Origin of the sequence: Kitasatospora sp. NBC_01302, assembly GCF_035976515.1 — a bacterium.
Taxonomy (GTDB): Bacteria; Actinomycetota; Actinomycetes; order Streptomycetales; family Streptomycetaceae; genus Kitasatospora.
Genome location: NZ_CP108404.1, coordinates 2,872,077 through 2,890,720 on the forward strand (window position 1 = coordinate 2,872,077; position 18,644 = coordinate 2,890,720).

Consider the following 18,644-nt stretch of genomic DNA (forward strand, 5'->3'; position numbering starts at 1 on the left):
TTGACTCCCGGCTTCTCGACCTTGTCCCCGGTGTCCCGGCGACGTGGAAAACAATACAGCACGGCGGGGGGTGCTCGCTGCCAGGTTCCGGTGCAGGTCACGAAGTGGGTGGCGGGGGAGCTGGGGGTGGGGGTCAGGGGGTGGGGTGGCGGGCGTCGTAGCGGAGGAAGGCGGGGCGGCGGGCGGCGAGGAGGGCGATGACGGCGACGCAGGCGAGGCCGCCGGAGATCACCGAGACGGTGGGCGTGGTGAGGGTGGCGACGGTGCCGGATTCGAAGTCGCCGAGGCGGGGGCCGCCGACCACCACGACCATGAAGACGCCCTGGAGCCGGCCGCGCATCTCGTCGGGGGCGGCGACCTGCATCATCGTGTTCCGGAAGATCATGCTGACGGTGTCCGCGCAGCCGGCCACGGCAAGCAGGGCCAGGCCCAGCCAGAGGTGGCCGGCGGTGAGGCCGAAGGCGGCGATGGACAGGCCCCAGGCGGTGACGGCGGCGAGGACGGCGACGCCGTGCCGTTGGACCCGGGAGATCCAGCCGGAGAAGAGGGCACCGGTCAGGGCGCCGACGGCGGGGGCGGCGACCAGCAGGCCGACGGTGCCCGCGTGGCCGCCGTAGTAGGCGGCGGCGAGGGCGGGGAAGAGCGAGCGCGGCAGGCCGAAGATCATCGCGGCCAGGTCGGCCAGGAAGCTGGTCCGCAGGTTGGGCTGCGCGCGCAGGAAGCGCAGGCCGTCCAGCACCGAGGCGCGCCCGGCGGCGCCGCCCGCGCGCTCGGGGCGCATCGCCGGCAGGCGCCACATCGCGTACAGGGTGGCAGTGAACGCCACGGTGTCGACCAGGTACGCGGCCTGTCCGCCGTATGTTCCGATCAGCAGACCGCCGAGCATCGGACCCATCGTCATGCCCAGGTTCATGCTGATCGTGTTGAGGGCGTTGGCGGCGGGCAGCTGCTCGGCGGGGAGCAGGCGCGGGATCATCGAGGAGCGGGCGGGCGAGGAGATCGCGTAGAAGCCGCCCTGCAGCGCCACGGCCAGGTACAGCAGGGCGACCTGGCGCAGGTCGAGCAGGGCCTGGGTGGCCAGCAGTGCGGAGACCACGGCGAGGCCGGCGGCGCCGGTCAGGCCCAGCTTGCGGCGGTCCACGGTGTCGGCGATCGCCCCGCCGTACAGGCCGAAGGCGAGCAGCGGGAGGAGCGAGCAGAGCCCGACCGCGCCGGTGGCGAGGGTGGAGCCGGTGAGTGCGTACACCTGGACCGAGACCGCGACGGCGGTCATCTGCTGCCCGATCGAGGAGACGGCCTGGCCGAACCAGATCCGCCGGTAGTCCGCGCTCGCGCGCAGCGGGGTGAGGTCGGCGACCGCGCCCCGCAGCAGCCGCCGTATGCGGGTCGGGCTCTGCGGACTGTCAGCGGCGGCACCAGGGGCGGCACCAGCAGCTGGAGCGACGACAGCAGCGGCGTCAGCGGCAGCAGCAGAGTCCGGCGCGTCCGGGCCGGGCGCGGAAGAGGTGGGATGATTGGTCGACACAACGACCTATCGTCACCCCCGCTCCCCCGCGCCCCGTCACCGGGTCCCGTTCCCGGCCGCGCAGCCGCTCAGCCGCTCAGCCGCTCAGCCGCTCAGCACCGCCTTCTCCCCCGCCCGCACGGCGACCGGCAGCCGGTTGCCCGGGGGCGGGAACGGGCAGATGAAGTGGTCCGCGAAGGCGCACGGCGGCAGGTAGGCGCGGTTCAGGTCCAGCACGGTGTGGCCCTCGGCGTCCGGGCCGGGCAGGGTGATGAAACGGAAGCGGTAGCTCTCCCGTCCGCTGCCGGCGTCGGCGAACACGGCGCTCAGCTGGTCGCCCGAGTGGCTCACCGTGAGCGAGTACGACTCGCCGGCCAGCCGGAAGGCGACCTGACCGGCGACGGCCAGCGGCCGTTCCCGGCCGTCGGCGTTCGGGACGGTCACCGTGCGCGCGCCGGTCTCGTACGGGGTGAAGACGGCCGGCACGCTCCACTCCGGCGCGTACGGGAAGGTGGAGATGCCCGCGAAGTGCACCCGGCCCTCGGCGTCGGGGTCGAAGACCCGCAGCGCGAGCTCCCCCTCCCGCTCGATCGGGATCAGCAGCACCTCCCCGTAGCGGACCACGGCGGCCTCGGGGTGGGTGTCGGGACGCAACAGCGGCTCGCCCGCCACCACCTCGTCACCGGCGCCGCCCCGCAGGCCGTCGGCGGCCGAGGCCGAGACCCGCACGCCGTCCGGCTCCGCGGACCAGCGGCCGGGGACGCCGGGTATCGCGGCCGGGTCCGCGCTCAGCCAGTGCGTGCCGGTGAGCGCCAGCACGCCGTGCGGCGCGCTCACGGACGCCACCCGGGCCTCGGTCCAGCGCTGCCATTCCTCGGCGTCGGTCGTCATGGAAAGCTCTCCTGATACCTGGGTGCTTGCATACCTGGGTGCTTGCATACCTGGGTGCTTGCATACCTGGGTGCTTGCATGCCTGGGTGCTTGCGTACTCGAGTACGTGGACGGTTGCCAGCCCTCCCGAACGTCAGCCCTCCCGAGCGTCAGCTCTCCCGCAGCGGCCGGAACAGCCCCTCCTGCACCACCGAGACCACCAACCGGCCGTCACGGTCGAAGATCTGGCCACGGGCGAGGCCCCGCGCACCCTGCGCGATCGGGGACTCCTGCTGGTAGAGCAGCCACTCGTCGGCGCGGAACGGCTGGTGGAACCACATCGCGTGGTCGAGCGAGGCCATGTCGAAGTTCCGTCGGCCCCAGAGCGGTTCGACGGGGGCGCGGACCGAGTCCAGCAGGGTCATGTCGCTGGCGTAGGTCAGCGCGCAGACGTGGATCAGCGGGTTGTCCGGGAGGGCGCCGTTGGTCCGCAGCCAGACCCCGCTGCGCGGTTCGACGCCGGCCAGCTCCTCCTGCGTCCAGCGCAGCCGCTCGACGTAGCGGATGTCGAACGGCTGGCGGCGGCTGATGAACGGCGGGAGTTCGCCGAGCCGCTGGCCGACCTCCTCCAGCGCGCTGGGCAGCTCCTCGGGGGCGGGGACGACGGGCATCGCCTCCTGGTGCTCGATGCCGCCGGGCTCGGGGACGTGGAAGTCGGCGGTGAGCGCGAAGATGCTGCGGCCCTGCTGGATGCCGAGGACCCGGCGGGTGGTGAACGAACGGCCGTCCCGGATCCGGTCGACCTGGTAGACGATCGGGACCCCGGGGACCCCGGGGCGCAGGAAGTAGGCGTGCAGCGAGTGGACGGGACGGTCGTCCGCCACCGTACGACCGGCTGCCACCAGCGCCTGGCCGGCCACCTGCCCGCCGAAGGTTCGCTGCAGCGACTCCTCGGGGCTGCGGCCGCGGAAGATGTTGAGCTCGATCTGCTCCAGATCGAGCAGGTCGACGAGTTGATCGACAGGCGTTCCCATGGTGTGCGTCCTCTCCCAACGGGCACGCCGGAGGAGCCGGCGGCATACCGCTGCTGTCCAGTGGAAGTCTGCGCACCACCGGGGAATTCCCGCAGGTCGGCGCGCCAGCCGAAGAACGGCGATGATCCCACCCACAGCCACCGACCGGTGACGGACCGCTGACCACGACCGTCCCTGACGGCCACCTGTGACCGCCCCTGACCGCCCCCCGTGGTCACACGACGGCTACCCGGCCGACGGCGCCGCCAGCCCGGACTGCCGCACCGTGATGTTGAGCCGCCCGCTGAGCGCGGGGCCGGGTTCGCCGAGCCGCAGCTCGGGATCGGCCGTGCCGGGCAGGGTGCGCAGGACGCCGTGGTAGGCGTAGCGCGCCGGGCCGCCGAAGACCAGCAGGTCACCGCTGCGCAGCTCGACGTCGGTCCACGGGCCGGTCCGGTCCTGGCTGCCGCCGAGCCGGAAGACGCAGGAGTCGCCGAGGGAGAACGAGACGACGGGGGCGTCGGTCCGCTCCTCGCGGTCCTGGTGCAGGCCCATCCGGGAGCCGGCGGCGTAGTGGTTCACCAGCGCCACGTCGGGCGCGTACCCGACGGCACCGGCAACCCCTTCGCCACCGGCTCCCACCCGCCCGTCCCCGTCCCCCGCCGCCCCGTACGCGGCCACGACGGCGCGCCGGGCCAGGGTGTCGAGCAGCGCCGGGAACGGCTTGACCGGCGCCCCGTCGCCGTCGTGCACCCGGCGCGTGTACGCGTACGGGAACCAGTGCTGCGGGCAGTCGGCCACCACCTTGCGCGCGACCCCGCAGGTCGGACAGCGGGGGACCACGCCCCAGTGCCAGCCGAGGCAGAGCTGGCGGACCGACATCTCCGCGCCACCGGGCAGCCGCACGGTCCGCAGTCCGGCGGGCGGCCAGGCCCATTCGCGGCACGCGCGGACCAGTTCGCGCTGCTCGGCGGCGTCCAGCCAGTCGGGCAGCAGCACGGCACCGGGCGCGAGCCACCTCCTCGACCGCCCGAACAGCTCACCCGTCACCGCTTCACCACCCACCAGAGCACGAGACCACGAGACGTCCCATCAACCCATCACCTCGCCATACCGCTCACCCCGCCAGCCGCGCCCGGGTCGGCATCGCGGTGCGGGCACCGGTCCGCTCGACGCTCAGCGCGGCGGCCCGGACCGCGAAGCGCGCGGCGTCGGCCAGGCCCCGGCCCTCCGCCAGCGCGACGGCCAGCGCGCCGCAGAAGGTGTCGCCGGCGCCGGTGGTGTCGACGGCGCGCACGGTCGGCGCGGCGATCAGCTCGGTCCGGGCGCCGTCGCGGACCAGTGCGCCCTCTGCGCCCAGCGTGACCACCACCCGCTCGCACGGCAGTCCGGCGGCCAGCCGGGCCACCTCACCGGGCGCCCGCAGCGCGCTGTCGGGGACGCCGCACAGCCGGGCCAGCTCCGTGCGGTTGGGCACCAGGACGTCGATCAGCGGCCAGAGTTCGTCGGGCAGCCCGGCAGGCGCCGGCGCGGGGTTGAGGACGAAGGTGGCGCCGCCCGCCAGCCGGGCGGCGGCCAGCACGGCGGGCAGCTGGATCTCCAGCTGTGCGACCACCACCGAAGCGCCGTCGAGCAGTTCACCGGCGGCCTCGACAGCGGCGGCATCGAGCCGGGCGTTGGCCCCGGGCGAGACCACGACGACGTTCTCCGCCTGCCGGTCGACCAGGACGACGGCGTGGCCGGGCGGGCCGTCCACGGCCGCGAGCCGGGTGAGGTCCACGCCCTCGGCGACGAGTTCGGCGCGCAACTGCGCGCTGTCGGCATCCGTACCGACGGCACCGACGAAGGCCACCGAGCAGCCCAGCCGGGCGGCGGCCACCGCCTGGTTGGCCCCCTTGCCGCCGCCGAGTCGGATGATCGGACCGCCCTGGACGGTCTCCCCGGGAACGGGCAGGGACTCGACCTCGATCACCTGGTCGAGGTTGACGCTGCCCACCACCACGACATCCACCGCCACCGGATCCCACCTCCACGCCACCAGCCGCCGGCCACCACGCCGGTCCCGTCGCCGGCCCTGTCGCCAGCCTCAGCACCAGCTTCGCACCCCGCACCCACACCACCCGGGGGCAGGCAGCCCTCAGCGCTCGTCGCCATGCCTCGGATCCGTCCCCGCACCCGCACCCGCGCCACTCCCCCCGCCGGTCCCCGTCGGCGGCCGGGCGGGCAGCAGCCCCAGCTCGCGGGCACAGGCGGACCAGGCCTGCCAGCCCTGCTCGTTCAGGATCTCCTGGGCCACCGTGATTTGCTGGCGCCGGCTCGCCAGGTCCGGACGGGTGGCGTAGCGCAGACCACCGGCCTCCCGCCAGGTCGGCGGCCAGATCTGCAGACCGCCGTAGTAGCCGTTGCCGGTGTCGGCGGCCCAGTCGCCGTCGCTCTCGCAGTCGGCGACCTGGTCCCAGGTGGCGTCCGCGACCGGGACCGGCCCGCCTGCGGAGACGGACCTGGCGGGGGTCGCGAGGACGAACGCGGCGCCGCAGAGCATCGCGAGCAGTCGAGGCCTGACGCGGCTTCGCACTCTGACGGCTCTTCGAACGCTGACGGGTATTCGGGCCTTGGCCGCTGTTCGGCGCCTGCCCGACCGACCGGATCGCATCCTCCGACTGTCCCCGAGCCACCCGCCCACCCGCGAGCGGGCCCGCCCCCGGCTACGCCATCAGAGCCGCGCGCCTACCCGGCCCGCCTACCCCGCCACCACCCCCGCACCCGCACCGATCCCGCACCGCACCACCGCACCCGCACCCGCACCAACGCGTTCGACCGTCGCCCCGATCGGGACGACGGTCGAACCACGTACGACTTCAGCGCGCTTGACCCCGCTTCCGCCCGCCGCGGCAGCGACGGGGCGTCAGCGGTCGAGGGCTCAGACGGAGAGCACCTGGCCAGGCATGATCAGGTCGGCGTCAGCGCCGATGACCTGGGCGTTCTTCTGGTACAGCGACTGCCAGTCGGTGCCGTGCGCGGCGGCGATCCGGCTCAGCGTGTCGCCGGCCTTGACGGTGTAACCACCCGCGGACTTCGCGGAGTTGCCGCCGTTGTCCGCCGGCTTGGCGGGCTTGGCCGGCTTGGTGGGCTTCGCGGCCGGCTTCGAGTCCTGGGCCGGGGCCGACTGGGCCGGAGCCTGCTTGGGCGCCTGCTTGGCCGGGGCCTGCGGCGCCGGGGTCTGCTTGGCGGGAGCCTGCGGCGCGGCGGCGGCCTTCGCAGCCGGGGCCGGGGCCGAGGTGTCGACGGCGGCGGGGGCGCCACCGGCGGTCAGGCCGGCCTTCACCGAGCAGACGGGCCAGGCGCCGGGGCCCTGGCTGGCCAGGACCTTCTCGGCCACGGCGATCTGCTGGGCCTTGGTGGCCTGGTTGGCCTGCGCGGCGTACTGGGTACCGCCGTAGGCGGCCCAGGTGCTGGACGTGAACTGCAGGCCTCCGTAGAAGCCGTTACCACTGTTGATGCTCCAGTTGCCGGTGCTCTCGCACTGGGCGACGGCGTCCCAGGTCGAGGTCGAGGCGGCGGAGGCCGTGGTGGCCGTGACGAGGCCCGCCACCGGAAGGACGGCAACCGCGCCGCCCAGAACGGCCAGCCGAACGCGGTTGCGCTTGGTGGCAGCGGTGGTGGCAGCGGCGTTCTCGTTACGGAAAGTCATGGAATCCCTCTCGGCAGCCCCGGGCGGGCAGGCGGAACCAGGCCCGGTGAGGGGCCGGTTGCGCATGCGGCGTCCTGTGGGCGGCCGAGTACGTGTCCGACGTACCGCGCCGCCCCGGCCACTCCGCCATCACCGCCGGCACAGACGTGTCGCCGACGCGGTGGGCACCAGGTGCGGTGCCTCGGGGAGTGAGCCCGGGTGGTGCTCGTTGCACCGGGGATGAAGCTAGGCCGCGAGGCTGCCCCGAATCAACAAATTCATGGTCCGGTCAAGGTTCAGCCAGGTCAGCGCAATGTTACCCGCGGTAACGATCAGACGGTTCCAAGGTCCAATGTCCGTTTTGTAACCTTTTCCATGACTCAAACCTCTGGCCGACGTGACGCCGACCACTCTTTGTGGAGTGTGAGCCTGGCCACATTGTCGACAGAATGTGATCGGACGGGTACCACCCGCAGTCGTCGATACGGAAAAAAGCGACACTCGACCCCCCAACCCGTGACTCCGACCACAGCCCGCCGTTGGTAATGGCGGCCGGGCCTGCCCGGGCCGCCCAGCCAACGAATCTAGGAGTCCTGTTGCCGCGCATGCTCGATGTCAGCGACGAGGTCCGAGCCGAGATCGGCGACGACGAGGCCGACCAACTTCTCGGCGGCGCCCACACCCCAGACACCTACGACTGCACCTCCTGTCGGACCCCCGGCGACTCCCAGAGCGAGCCGACCAGCACCGTGCTCTTCGTCGGTGACGAGACGGCGGTGCTGGCGTTCGCCCACGCACGGTGCATCCCCTCGCAGGTCGTGCCGGTCTCCGAGGAGCAGCTGCTCGGGGCGGTGCGCAGCATCAGCCAGGCGCAGGGCAGCGGACAGCCGACCCAGGCGGGCTACCCGGCGGACCCCTACGCCCAGCCCGGCGTCCCGGGGGCCGCGGTCGACCCGGCCGGCGCGGTCCCAGCCGCCGCCGTGGACGCCCTGGGCCTGCCGGTCACCCCGTCCCACGCCGTGCCCGCGCCCCAGGCCCCCAGCCCCGCCGCAGCCGCCCCGGCCCCCACCGCCCCCGCTCCGGCCCCGTCGACCGCCCCGGCCGCTCCCGCCGCCGACCAGGGCGCCAGGGTCCCGGCTCCGGGCGAGCCGGCCGTCCTCGGCGTCACCTGCGGACTGGTGCTCTGCGGCGACACCGGCCACGCCGCGCTGGTCGTGGAGCCGACCGGGCCTGTCGGCCGGCCGGGCACGGTGACCGGCGCGGACGAGTTCCTCCCGCTGCTCTGCGACCACGGCTTCCTGCCGATCAACGACGTCGACAAGCCGCCGGCCCGGCTGGCGGGTTGGTCGGTGCTGGTCGCGATGGGACGGCTGCACGCGATCCTGCAGCCGTCCGCGGTCGGCAACAGCGCCTGGTGGCAGGCGCACCAGCCGCTGGTGGTCACCGACGCCTGGCGCGCGGCGGCGGCCCGGCAGTCCGAGGTGATCATGTACGCCGCGCCCGCCGGGACGATCGGCCGCCAGCCCCGGGAGGACCTGCTGCGCAACGCACTGGACCGCGCGGCGGCCCAGGGCCTGCTGGTGGCCGCCAGCCTCCCGCTGGCCGGTACCTGAGCGACCACGAGCCCCGGGGGCACCGGCGCGCGACGGACCGCAAGCGCCCATCACGCCCCGGTGCCCCGGGCGCCCGCCGCCCCGGCCGCATCCCCGTCAGGCTTCGCTCGTTGGGCTCTGCGTGTACAGCTACGACGTGACCTCAGCCTTCCGCCAGACCACCGCAACCCGAGGGATCCCGGCGATGAGGCCGTCGTACGACGGGGATCATCCGGTCGCCCCCACCCCGACGCCGATCTACGACGAGCTGTACTCCGAGTACCGCCGCCTCTTCCGCGCGCTGCCGGGCGACCGCAGCGGCGAGGAGGACCTCCGGTTCACCGGCTTCGCGGTGCGCGAGCGCCCCTTCCCCGGCTCGCACGCCAGCGCACACCTGGGCCCGCACTCCGGACCGCACGCCGGCTCGCTCCATGCCCCGCACCTCGGCCAGCTGGACGGCTACCGGGACCCGTACGGCAGCCGTACCTCCCTCGCCGCGGACCACCAGTTCGCCGCGTTCCCGCACCACCAGGCGTTCCCCACCCACGCGGGGCAGCCGGCGGGCGCCCCGCAGTTCGTGCCGCAGCAGCAGGCGGTCCACCACCAGACCGGTCACCAGCAGTTCCAGAACACCGGTTACCAGCCCCACCCCGCACACCATCAGCCGCACCAACAGCACCAGAACCCCCAGCAGCACCAGCCCAACCAGCAGCAGCAGCAGCACCAGCACCCGCAGGGCCAGGCCAGCACCGGCCAGGGCTGGGTCGCCGCCGGCTACCTCTCCCCGGTCGCCGCCCCGGCACCGGCCGCCCCCGCCCCGGCGACCCCGGGCCGCCACCGCGGCGCGCTGCTCTCGCTCCCCCCGGGCCGCAGCTGACCCGCGCACAGACAGAACGGTCCGGTGGCTGCTCCAGCCACCGGACCGTTCACGTTCCGCGTTGCCCGTCCTCCCCTCCCCTATTAAAGGAAGAGGAAGAGACGGACGAGCGACCACTACTTGCGCTTGCGCTTCTCCCGCACCCGCACCGAGATCGAGATCGGCGTCCCGACGAACCCGAACTCCTCGCGCAGCCGGCGCTCCACGAACCGCCGGTAGCCCGCCTCCAGGAAGCCCGAGGCGAAGAGCACGAACCGCGGCGGCCGGGTGCCGGCCTGGGTCCCGAACAGGATGCGCGGCTGCTTGCCGCCCCGGATCGGGTGCGGGTGGGCGGCGACCAGCTCACCGAGGAAGGCGTTCAGCTTGGCGGTGGAGATCCGGGTCTCCCAGCCGGCCAGCGCCGTCTCGATCGCCGGGACCAGCTTCTCCATGTGCCGGCCGGTCAGCGCCGAGACGTTGACCCGGGGCGCCCACTGCACCTGGACGAGATCCTGCTCGATCTCGCGCTCCAGGTAGTAGCGGCGCTCCTCGTCCATCTGGTCCCACTTGTTGTAGGCGACCACGACGGCACGCCCGGCCTCGACAGCCATCGAGATGATCCGGGTGTCCTGCTCCGCGAGCGGCTCGCTGGAGTCGATCAGGATGACCGCGACCTCGGCCTTGTCCAGCGCGGCGGAGGTGCGCAGCGAGGCGTAGAAGTCGGCGCCGGAGGTCAGGTGGACCCGGCGGCGGATACCGGCGGTGTCGATGAACTTCCAGGTCTTGCCGCCCAGCTGGATCAGCTCGTCGACCGGGTCGCGGGTGGTGCCGGCCAGCTCGTTGACGACGACCCGCTCCTCGCCGGCCACCTTGTTCAGCAGGCTGGACTTGCCGACGTTCGGGCGGCCGATCAGCGCGACCCGGCGCGGGCCGCCGACGGCCACGCCGAAGGTCTGCGGCGGAGCCTCGGGCAGCGCCTCCATCACGGCGTCCAGCAGGTCGCCGGAGCCGCGGCCGTGCAGCGCGGAGACGGGGTACGGCTCGCCCAGGCCCAGCGACCACAGGTAGGAGGCCTCGGCCTCGCTCGACGGGCCGTCGACCTTGTTGGCGCAGAGCACGGTCGGCTTGCCGGCCCGGCGGACCACCTTGATCAGGGCCTCGTCGGTGTCGGTGGCGCCGACGTTGGCGTCCACCACGAAGAGCACGGCGTCGGCGGTCTCGATGCCCAGCTCGGCCTGCGCGGCCACCATGGCGTCGATGCCGAGGACGTCGATCTCCCAGCCGCCGGTGTCGACCACCTTGAAGCGGCGCCCGTTCCAGGTCGCCTCGTAGCTCACCCGGTCGCGGGTGACGCCGGGCTTGTCCTCGACGACCGCCTCGCGGCGGCCGATGATCCGGTTGACCAGGGTCGACTTGCCGACATTGGGGCGGCCGACGACGGCCAGCACCGGCAGCGGGACGTGCTCGTGCTCGGCCAGGTCGAGGTCCTCGCCGTCGAAGCCCTCCTCCGCGGCCAGGCTCATGAACTCGGCGTACTCGGCCGGATCCAGCTCACCGTGGTCGGCACCGTCGGCGACGTGCTCGTTGCTCATCTTCGTCTGTTCCATTTCCCGGTCCGCCCGTCGACCGGACGGACCGTGCGTACCTGCCCGGACGCGAACGTCGGGCAGCGCGTAAAAAAACTCGTCAGGCAGGGGCTCTAGGCGGCCGAACGCTGGCCGGCCCGCTGCTCCACCAACTCGGCGATGGTGTCGATGACCTGCTGCAGTGTCAGGTCGCTGGTGTCCACCAGGACGGCGTCCGCGGCCTGGGTCAGTGGTGCGGTGGCCCGCGAGGAGTCGGCGGCGTCGCGGCGGCCCAGGTCGGCCGCCATCGCGGCGATGGTCGCCTCGTCCACGCCCTTGGCCCGCAGCTCGGCCGCGCGCCGCTCGGCCCGGGCGGCCTCGGAGGCGGTCAGGAAGATCTTCGCCGTGGCGTCGGGGAAGACCACCGTGCCCATGTCCCGGCCCTCGGCGACGATGCCCCGCTCGGCGTGCCCGGCACAACCGCGCTGCAGCTCGACCAGCCGGGTCCGCACCTGCGGGACGGCGGCGACCGCGCTGACCTTGGCGGTCACCTCGGGGCCGCGGATCGGGCCGGAGACGTCCTGGCCGTCGACCGTGATGGTCGGGCCGTCGGCGTCCGTGCCGGAGACGATCACCGGCTTGCCGCAGGCGATGGCCACCGCCTCCGGGTCCTCCACGTCGACCTCGTTGGCCAGCATCCACCAGGTCATCGCCCGGTACATGGCACCGGTGTCGAGGAAGCTGAGGCCGAGCCGGGTCGCCACCGCGCGGGAGACGGTCGACTTGCCGGAGCCGGAGGGTCCGTCGATGGCGACGACGACCGCGGCGTGCGCTCGGTCGGCAGTGTCCACAGGGAACCTCTCTTCTCAACACCCGGGGAGTTACCTCAAGGTTAGACGACCGCGGACACCCCTCCCGCTGCCGCTGCCGCCGGACCTGCCCCGGCCTAGTCCCGCACGTCCCAGCCGCGCTCCCCCAGCGCCTCCACCAGCCGCCGCACGGCCGTGGGCTCCACCTGGAGCTGGACCAGGCCGACCCGCTGGCCGGCCGAGTGGTCGATCGCCACGTCCTCGATGTTGACCCCGGCCCGGGCGGCCTCCCGGAAGAGCCGGCTCAGCTCGCCCGGCTGGTCGCCGATCGCCACCACCACCGTCTCGTAGCGGGTGGGCGGGGCGCCGTGCTTGCCGGGGATCCGCGCCTGGCCGTGGTTGCCACGGCGCATCACCGCCTCGATGTCCGCGCTGCCCGCCTGCCGGACCGTCTCGTCGCCGGTTTCCAGCGCGCGCAGCGCGGCGACCGTGGTGCCCAGGTCGGCAGCCAGCTCCTCCAGGATGTCGGCCACCACCCCGGCGTTGGCGGACAGGATGTCCAGCCACATCCGCGGGTTGGAGGCGGCGATCCTGGTGACGTCCCGCACCCCCTGCCCGGCCAGGCGCACGGCCGTCTCGTCGGCGTGCTCCAGGCGGGCGGCGACCAGCGAGGAGAGCAGCTGCGGGGTGTGCGAGACCAGCGCGACGGCGCGGTCGTGCGCGGCGGCGTCCATCACCACCGGCATCGCGCCGCAGAGCGCGACCAGCTCCAGCGCGGCGTTGAGCGTCCCGGTGTCGGTGTCGGCGGTGGGGGTGAGCACCCAGGGCCGGCCCTCGAACAGGTCGGCGCGCGCGGCCAGCGGCCCGGACTGCTCACGGCCGGCCATCGGGTGGCCGCCGATGTAGTGCACGGTGTCGCAGCCCAGCGCGGCGACCTCGGCGCGCGGTCCGGACTTCACGCTCGCCACGTCGGTGTAGGAGCGGGCCAGGCCGCTGCGCTGGCAGTCCGCCAGCACCTTGCCGACCAGCGCGGGCGGGACGGCGATGATCGCCAGGTCCACCGGCTCGGTGGGCTCCTCGACGGTGCCCGCGCCCAGCGAGGCGGCGGTGCGGGCCGCGTCGGGGTCGGCGTCGGACAGGTGGACCGCTATGCCCCGCCCGGTCAGCGCGAGTGCGGCGGAGGTGCCGATCAGACCGGTGCCGACGACGGCGACAGTACGCATGGCGCTGCTGTTCTCCTGCGTTCCTGGAGGGGACGATGGACGATCTCCACATCCTCCCGCACCCGTCCCGGCTCTGCTCCCCCGCCCCCTGGGACAGGCCCCGGCCCGTATGCGTGCCGCGTGCCTGTGACAGCTGTCACCTACGACGGGCAGACTGGGCCATCGCAGCGGTCCGGAAACAGCGGTGCACCAGGGGAGACGGCATGACCGACGAGCGAACAGACACCACCGCGCCACCGGCCTGGCCCACCGTGCTGGACAGCGTGGTGGTCCACGCCTCGGGCGCCGTCTGCCGGCGCCTGGCGCACGGCACCCTCCCGGTCCAGAGCGCGCCCGAGGGCAGCCCGCCCGCCCCGCGCCGGCTGCGGCTGACCGGCCTGCCCTCCTCGCTGCGCCCCGACTCGCTGCGCGCCGCGCTGCCCGAGGGCCCGGCCGGCTGGCGGATCACCGAGGTCCGCCAGGAGGCCGAGGCCCGGCTGACCGAGCCCGAGCAGCTGCCCGAGCTGCGCACCCGGCTGACGCAGGCCGAGCAGGCCGAGGCCGCCCTGTCGTCGCGCAGCGGGCGGCTGGCCACCCGGATCGCCCAGACCGCCGAGCTGCGCGCCGTGCCCCCACCACAGCACCCGACCGACCCCGGGCGCCCCGCCGCCCCGGGCCAGGGCGCCCAGCCGCTGCGCCGCGCGCCCGCCGAGGCGCTGCTCACCCTCGCCGACTTCGTCGACGAGCGGCTGACCGTGCTGCACGCCGAGGCCGAGGCGCTCGGCGAGCAGCTGCGGCAGGCCACCCGCGAGCGCGAACTGCTCGCCGACCGGCTGGCCCGCGCCTCCACCGCCGAGCCCACCACCCCGGTCGGGACCAGCGCGGTGGTGCTGCTCACCCTCACCCCGGACGAGGACGCCCGGCCGCTGCCCGCCGAGCCGATCGCCGTCGCGCTGGAGTACCGGGTCCCGGACGCCCGCTGGGTGCCGACCTATCAACTGGACCACCGGCAGGACGGCGCGAGCGGCACCCTGCTGCTGCGCGCCGCCGTCGCCCAGCGCACCGGCGAGGACTGGAGCGGGGTCCGGATCGCCTTCTCCAGCGCCGACCTGCACCGCCCGGCCGGGCTGCCCGAGCTCCGCTCGATCCGGATCGGCCGGCGCCAGCCCGCCCCCGCGCCCTCCGGCTGGCGCGAACCGCCGAGCGGCCTCGGCGACCTCTTCGCGGACTACGACAGCGTCCCGCGGCCGACCGCGCCCGCCCCGCGCCCGCAGCCCGTCGCGCTGGGCGCCGCACCGGCCGGGCCGCCCCGGCCCGAGCAGCTCAGGCATCGCGCCGCCGGCCCCAGGTCCTACGGCGCGGTCCCGAGCGGACCGCCGCCCGCCGCGCCGAGCGCGCCCCAGTCCGCGCCCACGCCCTCCGGTCCCCCTCCCGGCGCCGGGGCGCCCCGCCTCATGCACGCCCAGCTGGCCTCGTTCGACGGCGCTCCGCCGGCCCCGCCCGCGCCCGGCGCACCCGTGCCGCCGGAGCCGCAGCCCCCGCACCCGGCCCCCGACCTGCTCGACTACGCCGGCCTCACCCTGGCCGGGCCCACCGCCCCGGCCGGCCGGCGCGGGCGGCTGCACCCCGACGCCCGGCACCGCACCGCCGCGGACCACGCCCTCGCGCCCGCGCTGCCCCCGCACGCCGTCCCGCCCCGGGTCTCGGCCGGCTCCTTCGACCAGCGCCACGACGCCGAGGCCCGCACCGACGTGCCCTCCGACGGCGTCTGGCACACCGTCGGCCTCGGCCGGCTCCCGGTGGCGCTGCGCCCCGAGTACGTCTGCGTGCCGGCCGTCGACCCGACCGTCTACGCCACCCTGCTGCTGGCCAACACCGGTGACCGCGCGCTGCTGGCCGGCCCGTTGGAGGTCACCGTGGACGACGCGTTCCTGCTGACCACCGCGCTGCCCACGCTCGCCCCGGGCGCCACCCGCCGGATCGGCCTGGGCGTGGCGGAGAGCGTGCGGGTGACCCGGCGGACCGAGTCGCAGGAGTCCACGGCCGGCCTGCGCGGCTCCACCACGGTGCTCACCGAGCAGATCCACCTGGAGCTGGCCAACCGGCTGACCCGCCCGGTGACGGTCGAGGTCCGCGAGCGGATCCCGGTGACCGGCGAGAAGGAGATCAGGATCGAGGAGCGCCCCGGCACCCCGCCCTGGTCCGCCCCGGCCACCCCCTTGGAGATCCATCCGCCGGGCAGCCGGCTCTGGCAGGTCGACCTGCCGCCCGGCGGCCGGGTCGCGCTCAGCGCCGGCTACGAGATCCGCATTCCGGCCGGCAAGGCCCTGACCGGCGGAAACCGAAGGAGCTGACCAGATGCCCACGCCCGAGGTCCACCCGACCACCCCGCTCCCCGTCACCGCCGTCACCTGCCTGGAGGACCGCGCCCACGTCGAGCGCACCGCCACCCTCACCCTCGCCGCGGGCCAGCAGCGGCTGCGCCTGGGCCCGGTCAGCCCGCTGGCCGTCGACCACAGCCTGCGCACCGAGCTGGCCGCCGCCGACGCCACCGCCCGGGTGCTGGACGCCCGGCTGACCCGCAGCTGGACCCCGCGCGAGGTGGGCCCGCCCGGCGCCGGGGACTCCACGCTGCGCCACCGCCTGCACGAGCTGGAGACGGCGCTGCGCACCGGCGCCCAGCGCCGGGACCGGCTGACCGCCCGCCTGGCACTGCTCGACCAGCTGGACGCCGACCTGCTGCGCGAGATCGGCGAGGGCACCGGCCTGGGCGAGGCCGAACCGGCGCGCTGGTCGCGGGAGCTGGACCGGGTGGCCGAGGAGCAGGACACCCACGGCGAGCGGCTGCGCGCGCTGGAGGCGGAGCTGGCCGAGCTCGCGGAGCAGGAGCAGGCCGCGCGGCAGGCCCTGGCCGACGCCGAGTCGCAGCCCCGGGAGCTGACCGCCTACCTGGACCTCACCGTGCTGGCCGACCGCCCCGCCACCGCCGCCCTGACGGTGCGCCACCTGACGCCCTGCGCGCTCTGGCGCCCGGCCTACCGGGCGGTGCTGACCGGCAAGGAGCTGCGGCTGGAGTCGGACGCGGTGCTCTGGCAGGCCACCGGCGAGGACTGGTCCGGGGTGCGGCTGACCCTCTCCACCGCCCGCTCCGCGCTCGCCGCCGAGCCGCCGCTGCTGGTCGAGGACCGGCTGACGCTGCGGGAGTTGAGCAGCGCCGAGCGCCGCACCGTGGAGGTCGAACTGCGCGAGGAGGAGATCGGCACGCTCGGCCCGGACGGCACCGCCCCGGGCACCGCAGCGACGGCTGCCGCGGGCGACCTGCCCGGGGTGGACGACGGCGGCGAGGTGCGGGTGCTGACCGCCCCGGCCCCGGCGAACCTGCCCGGCGACGGTCGCGCGCACCGGATCCCGCTGGCCGGTTTCAGCGCACCGGCCGGCGCCGAGCTGACCGCGGCCCCCGAGCTCTCCGCGCTGGTCAGCGAGGTGGTGCGGTTCGGCAACCGGGCCGGCCACCCGCTGCTGGCCGGCCCGGTCGAGCTGGTCCGCGACAGCGGCTACGTCGGCCGCGGCGAGCTGCGCTTCACCGCCACCGGGGCGACGGCCGAGCTGGCCTTCCCCGGAGCGGACGACTACCGGCTGTTCCGCGAGGTCGCGGAGAGCCGCAGCAGCTCGGGCCTGCCGGGCCTGGGCCAGCGCAGCGTGCTGACCCGCACGGTGCGGGTGCACGTCTCGCGGCTCTCCGCACCGGGCGAGCAGGGCGAGCGGTCCCTGACGCTGCGCGAGCGGATCCCGGTCTCCGAGGTCTCGGCGGTCGAGGTGCGGCTGCGCGCGCAGGAGTGCGACCCGGCCCCGGCGGAGGTGGACGCCGAGGGCGTGGTCCGCTGGGAGCTGCCGCTGCCGCCCGGGGGCCGACGGACCGTCACCCTGGTCTACGAGGTGCTCGCTTCGGCCAAGGTCGCGGGGCTGACCGCGTAGCCGTCAGGTACAAAAGACCTATGATCCTGCACCTCGCACCCCTGGACGACTGGCTCCGCGATCCCGGCCGGCCGTACAGCGCCGGCTCACTGCTGACGGACGGCTTCATCCACTGCTCGCCGGACGAGCCGACCGCCCTGGCCGTGGCGAACCTGTTCTTCGCCACGGCGCCGGATCCGCTGATGGCCCTGCTGATCGACCCGGAGGAGGTGGAGCCGATGCTCCGCTGGGAGGCGCCCAGCGGCGAGCGCCCGCTGGGGGTGGCACCCGACGTGCTCTTCCCGCACATCTACGGGCGGCTCAACCGCAGCGCCGTCAAGGGCCTGGCCAAGCTGGAACGCGGTTCGGACGGACGCTGGGCCCGCTTCGAGCCCTGGAGCTGACCGGCGCGGCCGGCCTGGGCCCCGGCCCCCGACCGGCCGGCTACAGCCAGCCGCGCTCGCGGGCCGCCATGCCGGCCTGGAACCGGGTGGTCGCACCCAACTCGCGCATCAGCGCCTGCAGCCGGCGCTGGGTGGTGCGCGCGCTCCAGCCCAGCGAGCGGGCGATCGACTCGTCGGTCAGGCCCGCCGCGAGCAGGCCGAGCAGCTTGCGCTGGTCCGACTCCGGCTCGTTCGGCCCCGGCTCGGTGCCGAGCGCGGCCTGCAGCGGCACCGCCCGGTCCCACTCCGCCTCGAAGAGCCCATCCAGGGCCTGCAGCAGCGCGGAGGGGTGGATCACGTAGGCGGCGTCCAGCACGCTGTCCCCGATGCTGATCGGGATGATCGCCATCCGGAGGTCGGAGAGGATCATCTTCATCGGCAGGGTGCTGCGCACCCGGGCCTCCTCCCCGTCCTGGACCCCGATCAGGATCTCGTTCTCCAGCCGCCCGGGCCAGGCCACCGCCTCCCGGTCGTAGACGGTGCGGTACCGCACGCCCGCCTTGAGCCGGGTGCGCTGGCGGGTCAGGTTGGCCACCGGGTCCTGCACGTAGGGCGGGCAGTCGAAGCCGCGCACCTGCTGGATGCTGGTGTCCTGCAGGTGCGCCAGGCGCTGCGCGATCGCCTCGCCGCCGGTGAGCACCTCGACCGAACGGGCCGGGTCGGTGAACCGCGACGCCTCGCGGAAGGCGTCCATCAACCGGTGCATCTCGGCCCGCGCGCTGCGCAGTTCGGCCTCGCGGTGGCCGATCAGGGTGCCGATGGCGACGTCGGGTGCCACGGCCAGGTAGCGGTCCCGCTCGACCGGCGCCCGGGTGGCCATGCCGTGCTGGGCGAGCCGGCTGAGCGCCTTGCCGCTCTGCTGGGCGGTCAGGCCGCAGCGGGCGGCGAGTTCGGCGGCGGTGGACTGCGGGGCGGCCACCAGTGCGGCGTAGACCTGACCGTCGGGCTCGGAGAGCCCGAGCGCGCTGAAAGCGTCAAGCATGACGTCCCCTCCCCACACATGGCGGCTTCACGCCAATTGTCGAGTGATGTTTTCGTGGCCATCTTCTGCCACGGACGTTCCCCGTGACAACCCGCCCCGGCCGACCCGCGCAATCCGGCACGGAATCCCGGCGGACACGGCAGGGGCCGCGCACCCGACGGATGCGCGGCCCCTGGACGGCTGG

At 74.7% G+C, this 18,644-nt stretch carries 16 protein-coding genes; 5 read left to right on the plus strand and 11 right to left on the minus strand.

Annotated features, from left to right (window positions below; all coding sequences use genetic code 11):
* Window positions 1-133: 133 nt before the first annotated feature.
* The 7 genes from OG294_RS11910 to OG294_RS11940 all read right to left on the minus strand — a co-directional run bounded on the left by OG294_RS11910 (window position 134) and on the right by OG294_RS11940 (window position 7,078).
* Window positions 134-1,525, minus strand: a complete 1,392-nt coding sequence (locus OG294_RS11910) for an MFS transporter (protein ID WP_442789141.1) — start codon at window positions 1,523-1,525, stop codon at window positions 134-136.
* 84 nt (window positions 1,526-1,609) lie between these two features.
* Complete coding sequence (locus OG294_RS11915; RefSeq protein WP_327066454.1) at window positions 1,610-2,395, minus strand: DUF1684 domain-containing protein; 786 nt, start codon at window positions 2,393-2,395, stop codon at window positions 1,610-1,612.
* A gap of 149 nt (window positions 2,396-2,544) precedes the next feature.
* Entirely contained in the window at window positions 2,545-3,408 is an 864-nt protein-coding gene (locus OG294_RS11920) for an acyl-CoA thioesterase (RefSeq protein ID WP_327066455.1), read from the minus strand.
* Window positions 3,409-3,633: 225 nt separating this feature from the next.
* Window positions 3,634-4,437: an alpha-ketoglutarate-dependent dioxygenase AlkB gene (locus OG294_RS11925; RefSeq protein WP_327071511.1), complete on the minus strand. Its 804-nt coding sequence runs from the start codon at window positions 4,435-4,437 to the stop codon at window positions 3,634-3,636.
* 67 nt (window positions 4,438-4,504) lie between these two features.
* Complete coding sequence (locus tag OG294_RS11930) at window positions 4,505-5,404, minus strand: ribokinase (protein ID WP_327066456.1); 900 nt, start codon at window positions 5,402-5,404, stop codon at window positions 4,505-4,507.
* 120 nt (window positions 5,405-5,524) lie between these two features.
* Window positions 5,525-5,962, minus strand: a complete 438-nt coding sequence (locus OG294_RS11935; protein WP_327066457.1) for a transglycosylase family protein — start codon at window positions 5,960-5,962, stop codon at window positions 5,525-5,527.
* Between the two features lie 345 nt (window positions 5,963-6,307).
* Entirely contained in the window at window positions 6,308-7,078 is a 771-nt protein-coding gene (locus tag OG294_RS11940; protein ID WP_327066458.1) for a transglycosylase family protein, read from the minus strand.
* A 584-nt stretch (window positions 7,079-7,662) separates the two neighbouring features.
* Between OG294_RS11940 and OG294_RS11945 the strand changes: the two genes are divergently transcribed.
* Entirely contained in the window at window positions 7,663-8,670 is a 1,008-nt protein-coding gene (locus OG294_RS11945; protein ID WP_442789142.1) for a hypothetical protein, read from the plus strand.
* A 184-nt stretch (window positions 8,671-8,854) separates the two neighbouring features.
* Window positions 8,855-9,526: a hypothetical protein gene (locus OG294_RS11950; protein ID WP_327071819.1), complete on the plus strand. Its 672-nt coding sequence runs from the start codon at window positions 8,855-8,857 to the stop codon at window positions 9,524-9,526.
* A gap of 116 nt (window positions 9,527-9,642) precedes the next feature.
* On the opposite strand, the gene der is transcribed toward OG294_RS11950, so the two are convergent.
* The 3 genes from der to OG294_RS11965 form a co-directional block, all read right to left on the minus strand.
* The gene (gene der, locus OG294_RS11955) at window positions 9,643-11,097 is read right to left on the minus strand and encodes a ribosome biogenesis GTPase Der (RefSeq protein ID WP_327066460.1); all 1,455 of its coding nucleotides are present in this window, start codon (window positions 11,095-11,097) and stop codon (window positions 9,643-9,645) included.
* Window positions 11,098-11,204: 107 nt separating this feature from the next.
* Entirely contained in the window at window positions 11,205-11,921 is a 717-nt protein-coding gene (gene cmk / locus OG294_RS11960) for a (d)CMP kinase (RefSeq protein WP_327066461.1), read from the minus strand.
* A 95-nt stretch (window positions 11,922-12,016) separates the two neighbouring features.
* Entirely contained in the window at window positions 12,017-13,339 is a 1,323-nt protein-coding gene (locus OG294_RS11965) for a prephenate dehydrogenase (RefSeq protein ID WP_327066462.1), read from the minus strand.
* Here OG294_RS11965 and OG294_RS11970 point away from each other — a divergent pair.
* Genes OG294_RS11970 through OG294_RS11980 form a run of 3 tightly spaced genes read left to right on the plus strand, consistent with a single transcriptional unit; the run spans window position 13,306 to window position 17,439 of the window.
* The gene (locus tag OG294_RS11970) at window positions 13,306-15,435 is read left to right on the plus strand and encodes a DUF4139 domain-containing protein (protein WP_327066463.1); all 2,130 of its coding nucleotides are present in this window, start codon (window positions 13,306-13,308) and stop codon (window positions 15,433-15,435) included. The genes OG294_RS11965 and OG294_RS11970 overlap by 34 nt on opposite strands.
* 4 nt (window positions 15,436-15,439) lie before the next feature.
* A complete protein-coding gene (locus OG294_RS11975; protein WP_327066464.1) occupies window positions 15,440-17,056 on the plus strand; it encodes a DUF4139 domain-containing protein in 1,617 nt (538 codons plus the stop codon).
* Between the two features lie 20 nt (window positions 17,057-17,076).
* Window positions 17,077-17,439: a DUF952 domain-containing protein gene (locus tag OG294_RS11980; RefSeq protein WP_327066465.1), complete on the plus strand. Its 363-nt coding sequence runs from the start codon at window positions 17,077-17,079 to the stop codon at window positions 17,437-17,439.
* A gap of 40 nt (window positions 17,440-17,479) precedes the next feature.
* On the opposite strand, the gene OG294_RS11985 is transcribed toward OG294_RS11980, so the two are convergent.
* Window positions 17,480-18,460: a helix-turn-helix domain-containing protein gene (locus OG294_RS11985; protein ID WP_327066466.1), complete on the minus strand. Its 981-nt coding sequence runs from the start codon at window positions 18,458-18,460 to the stop codon at window positions 17,480-17,482.
* Window positions 18,461-18,644 lie beyond the last annotated feature (184 nt).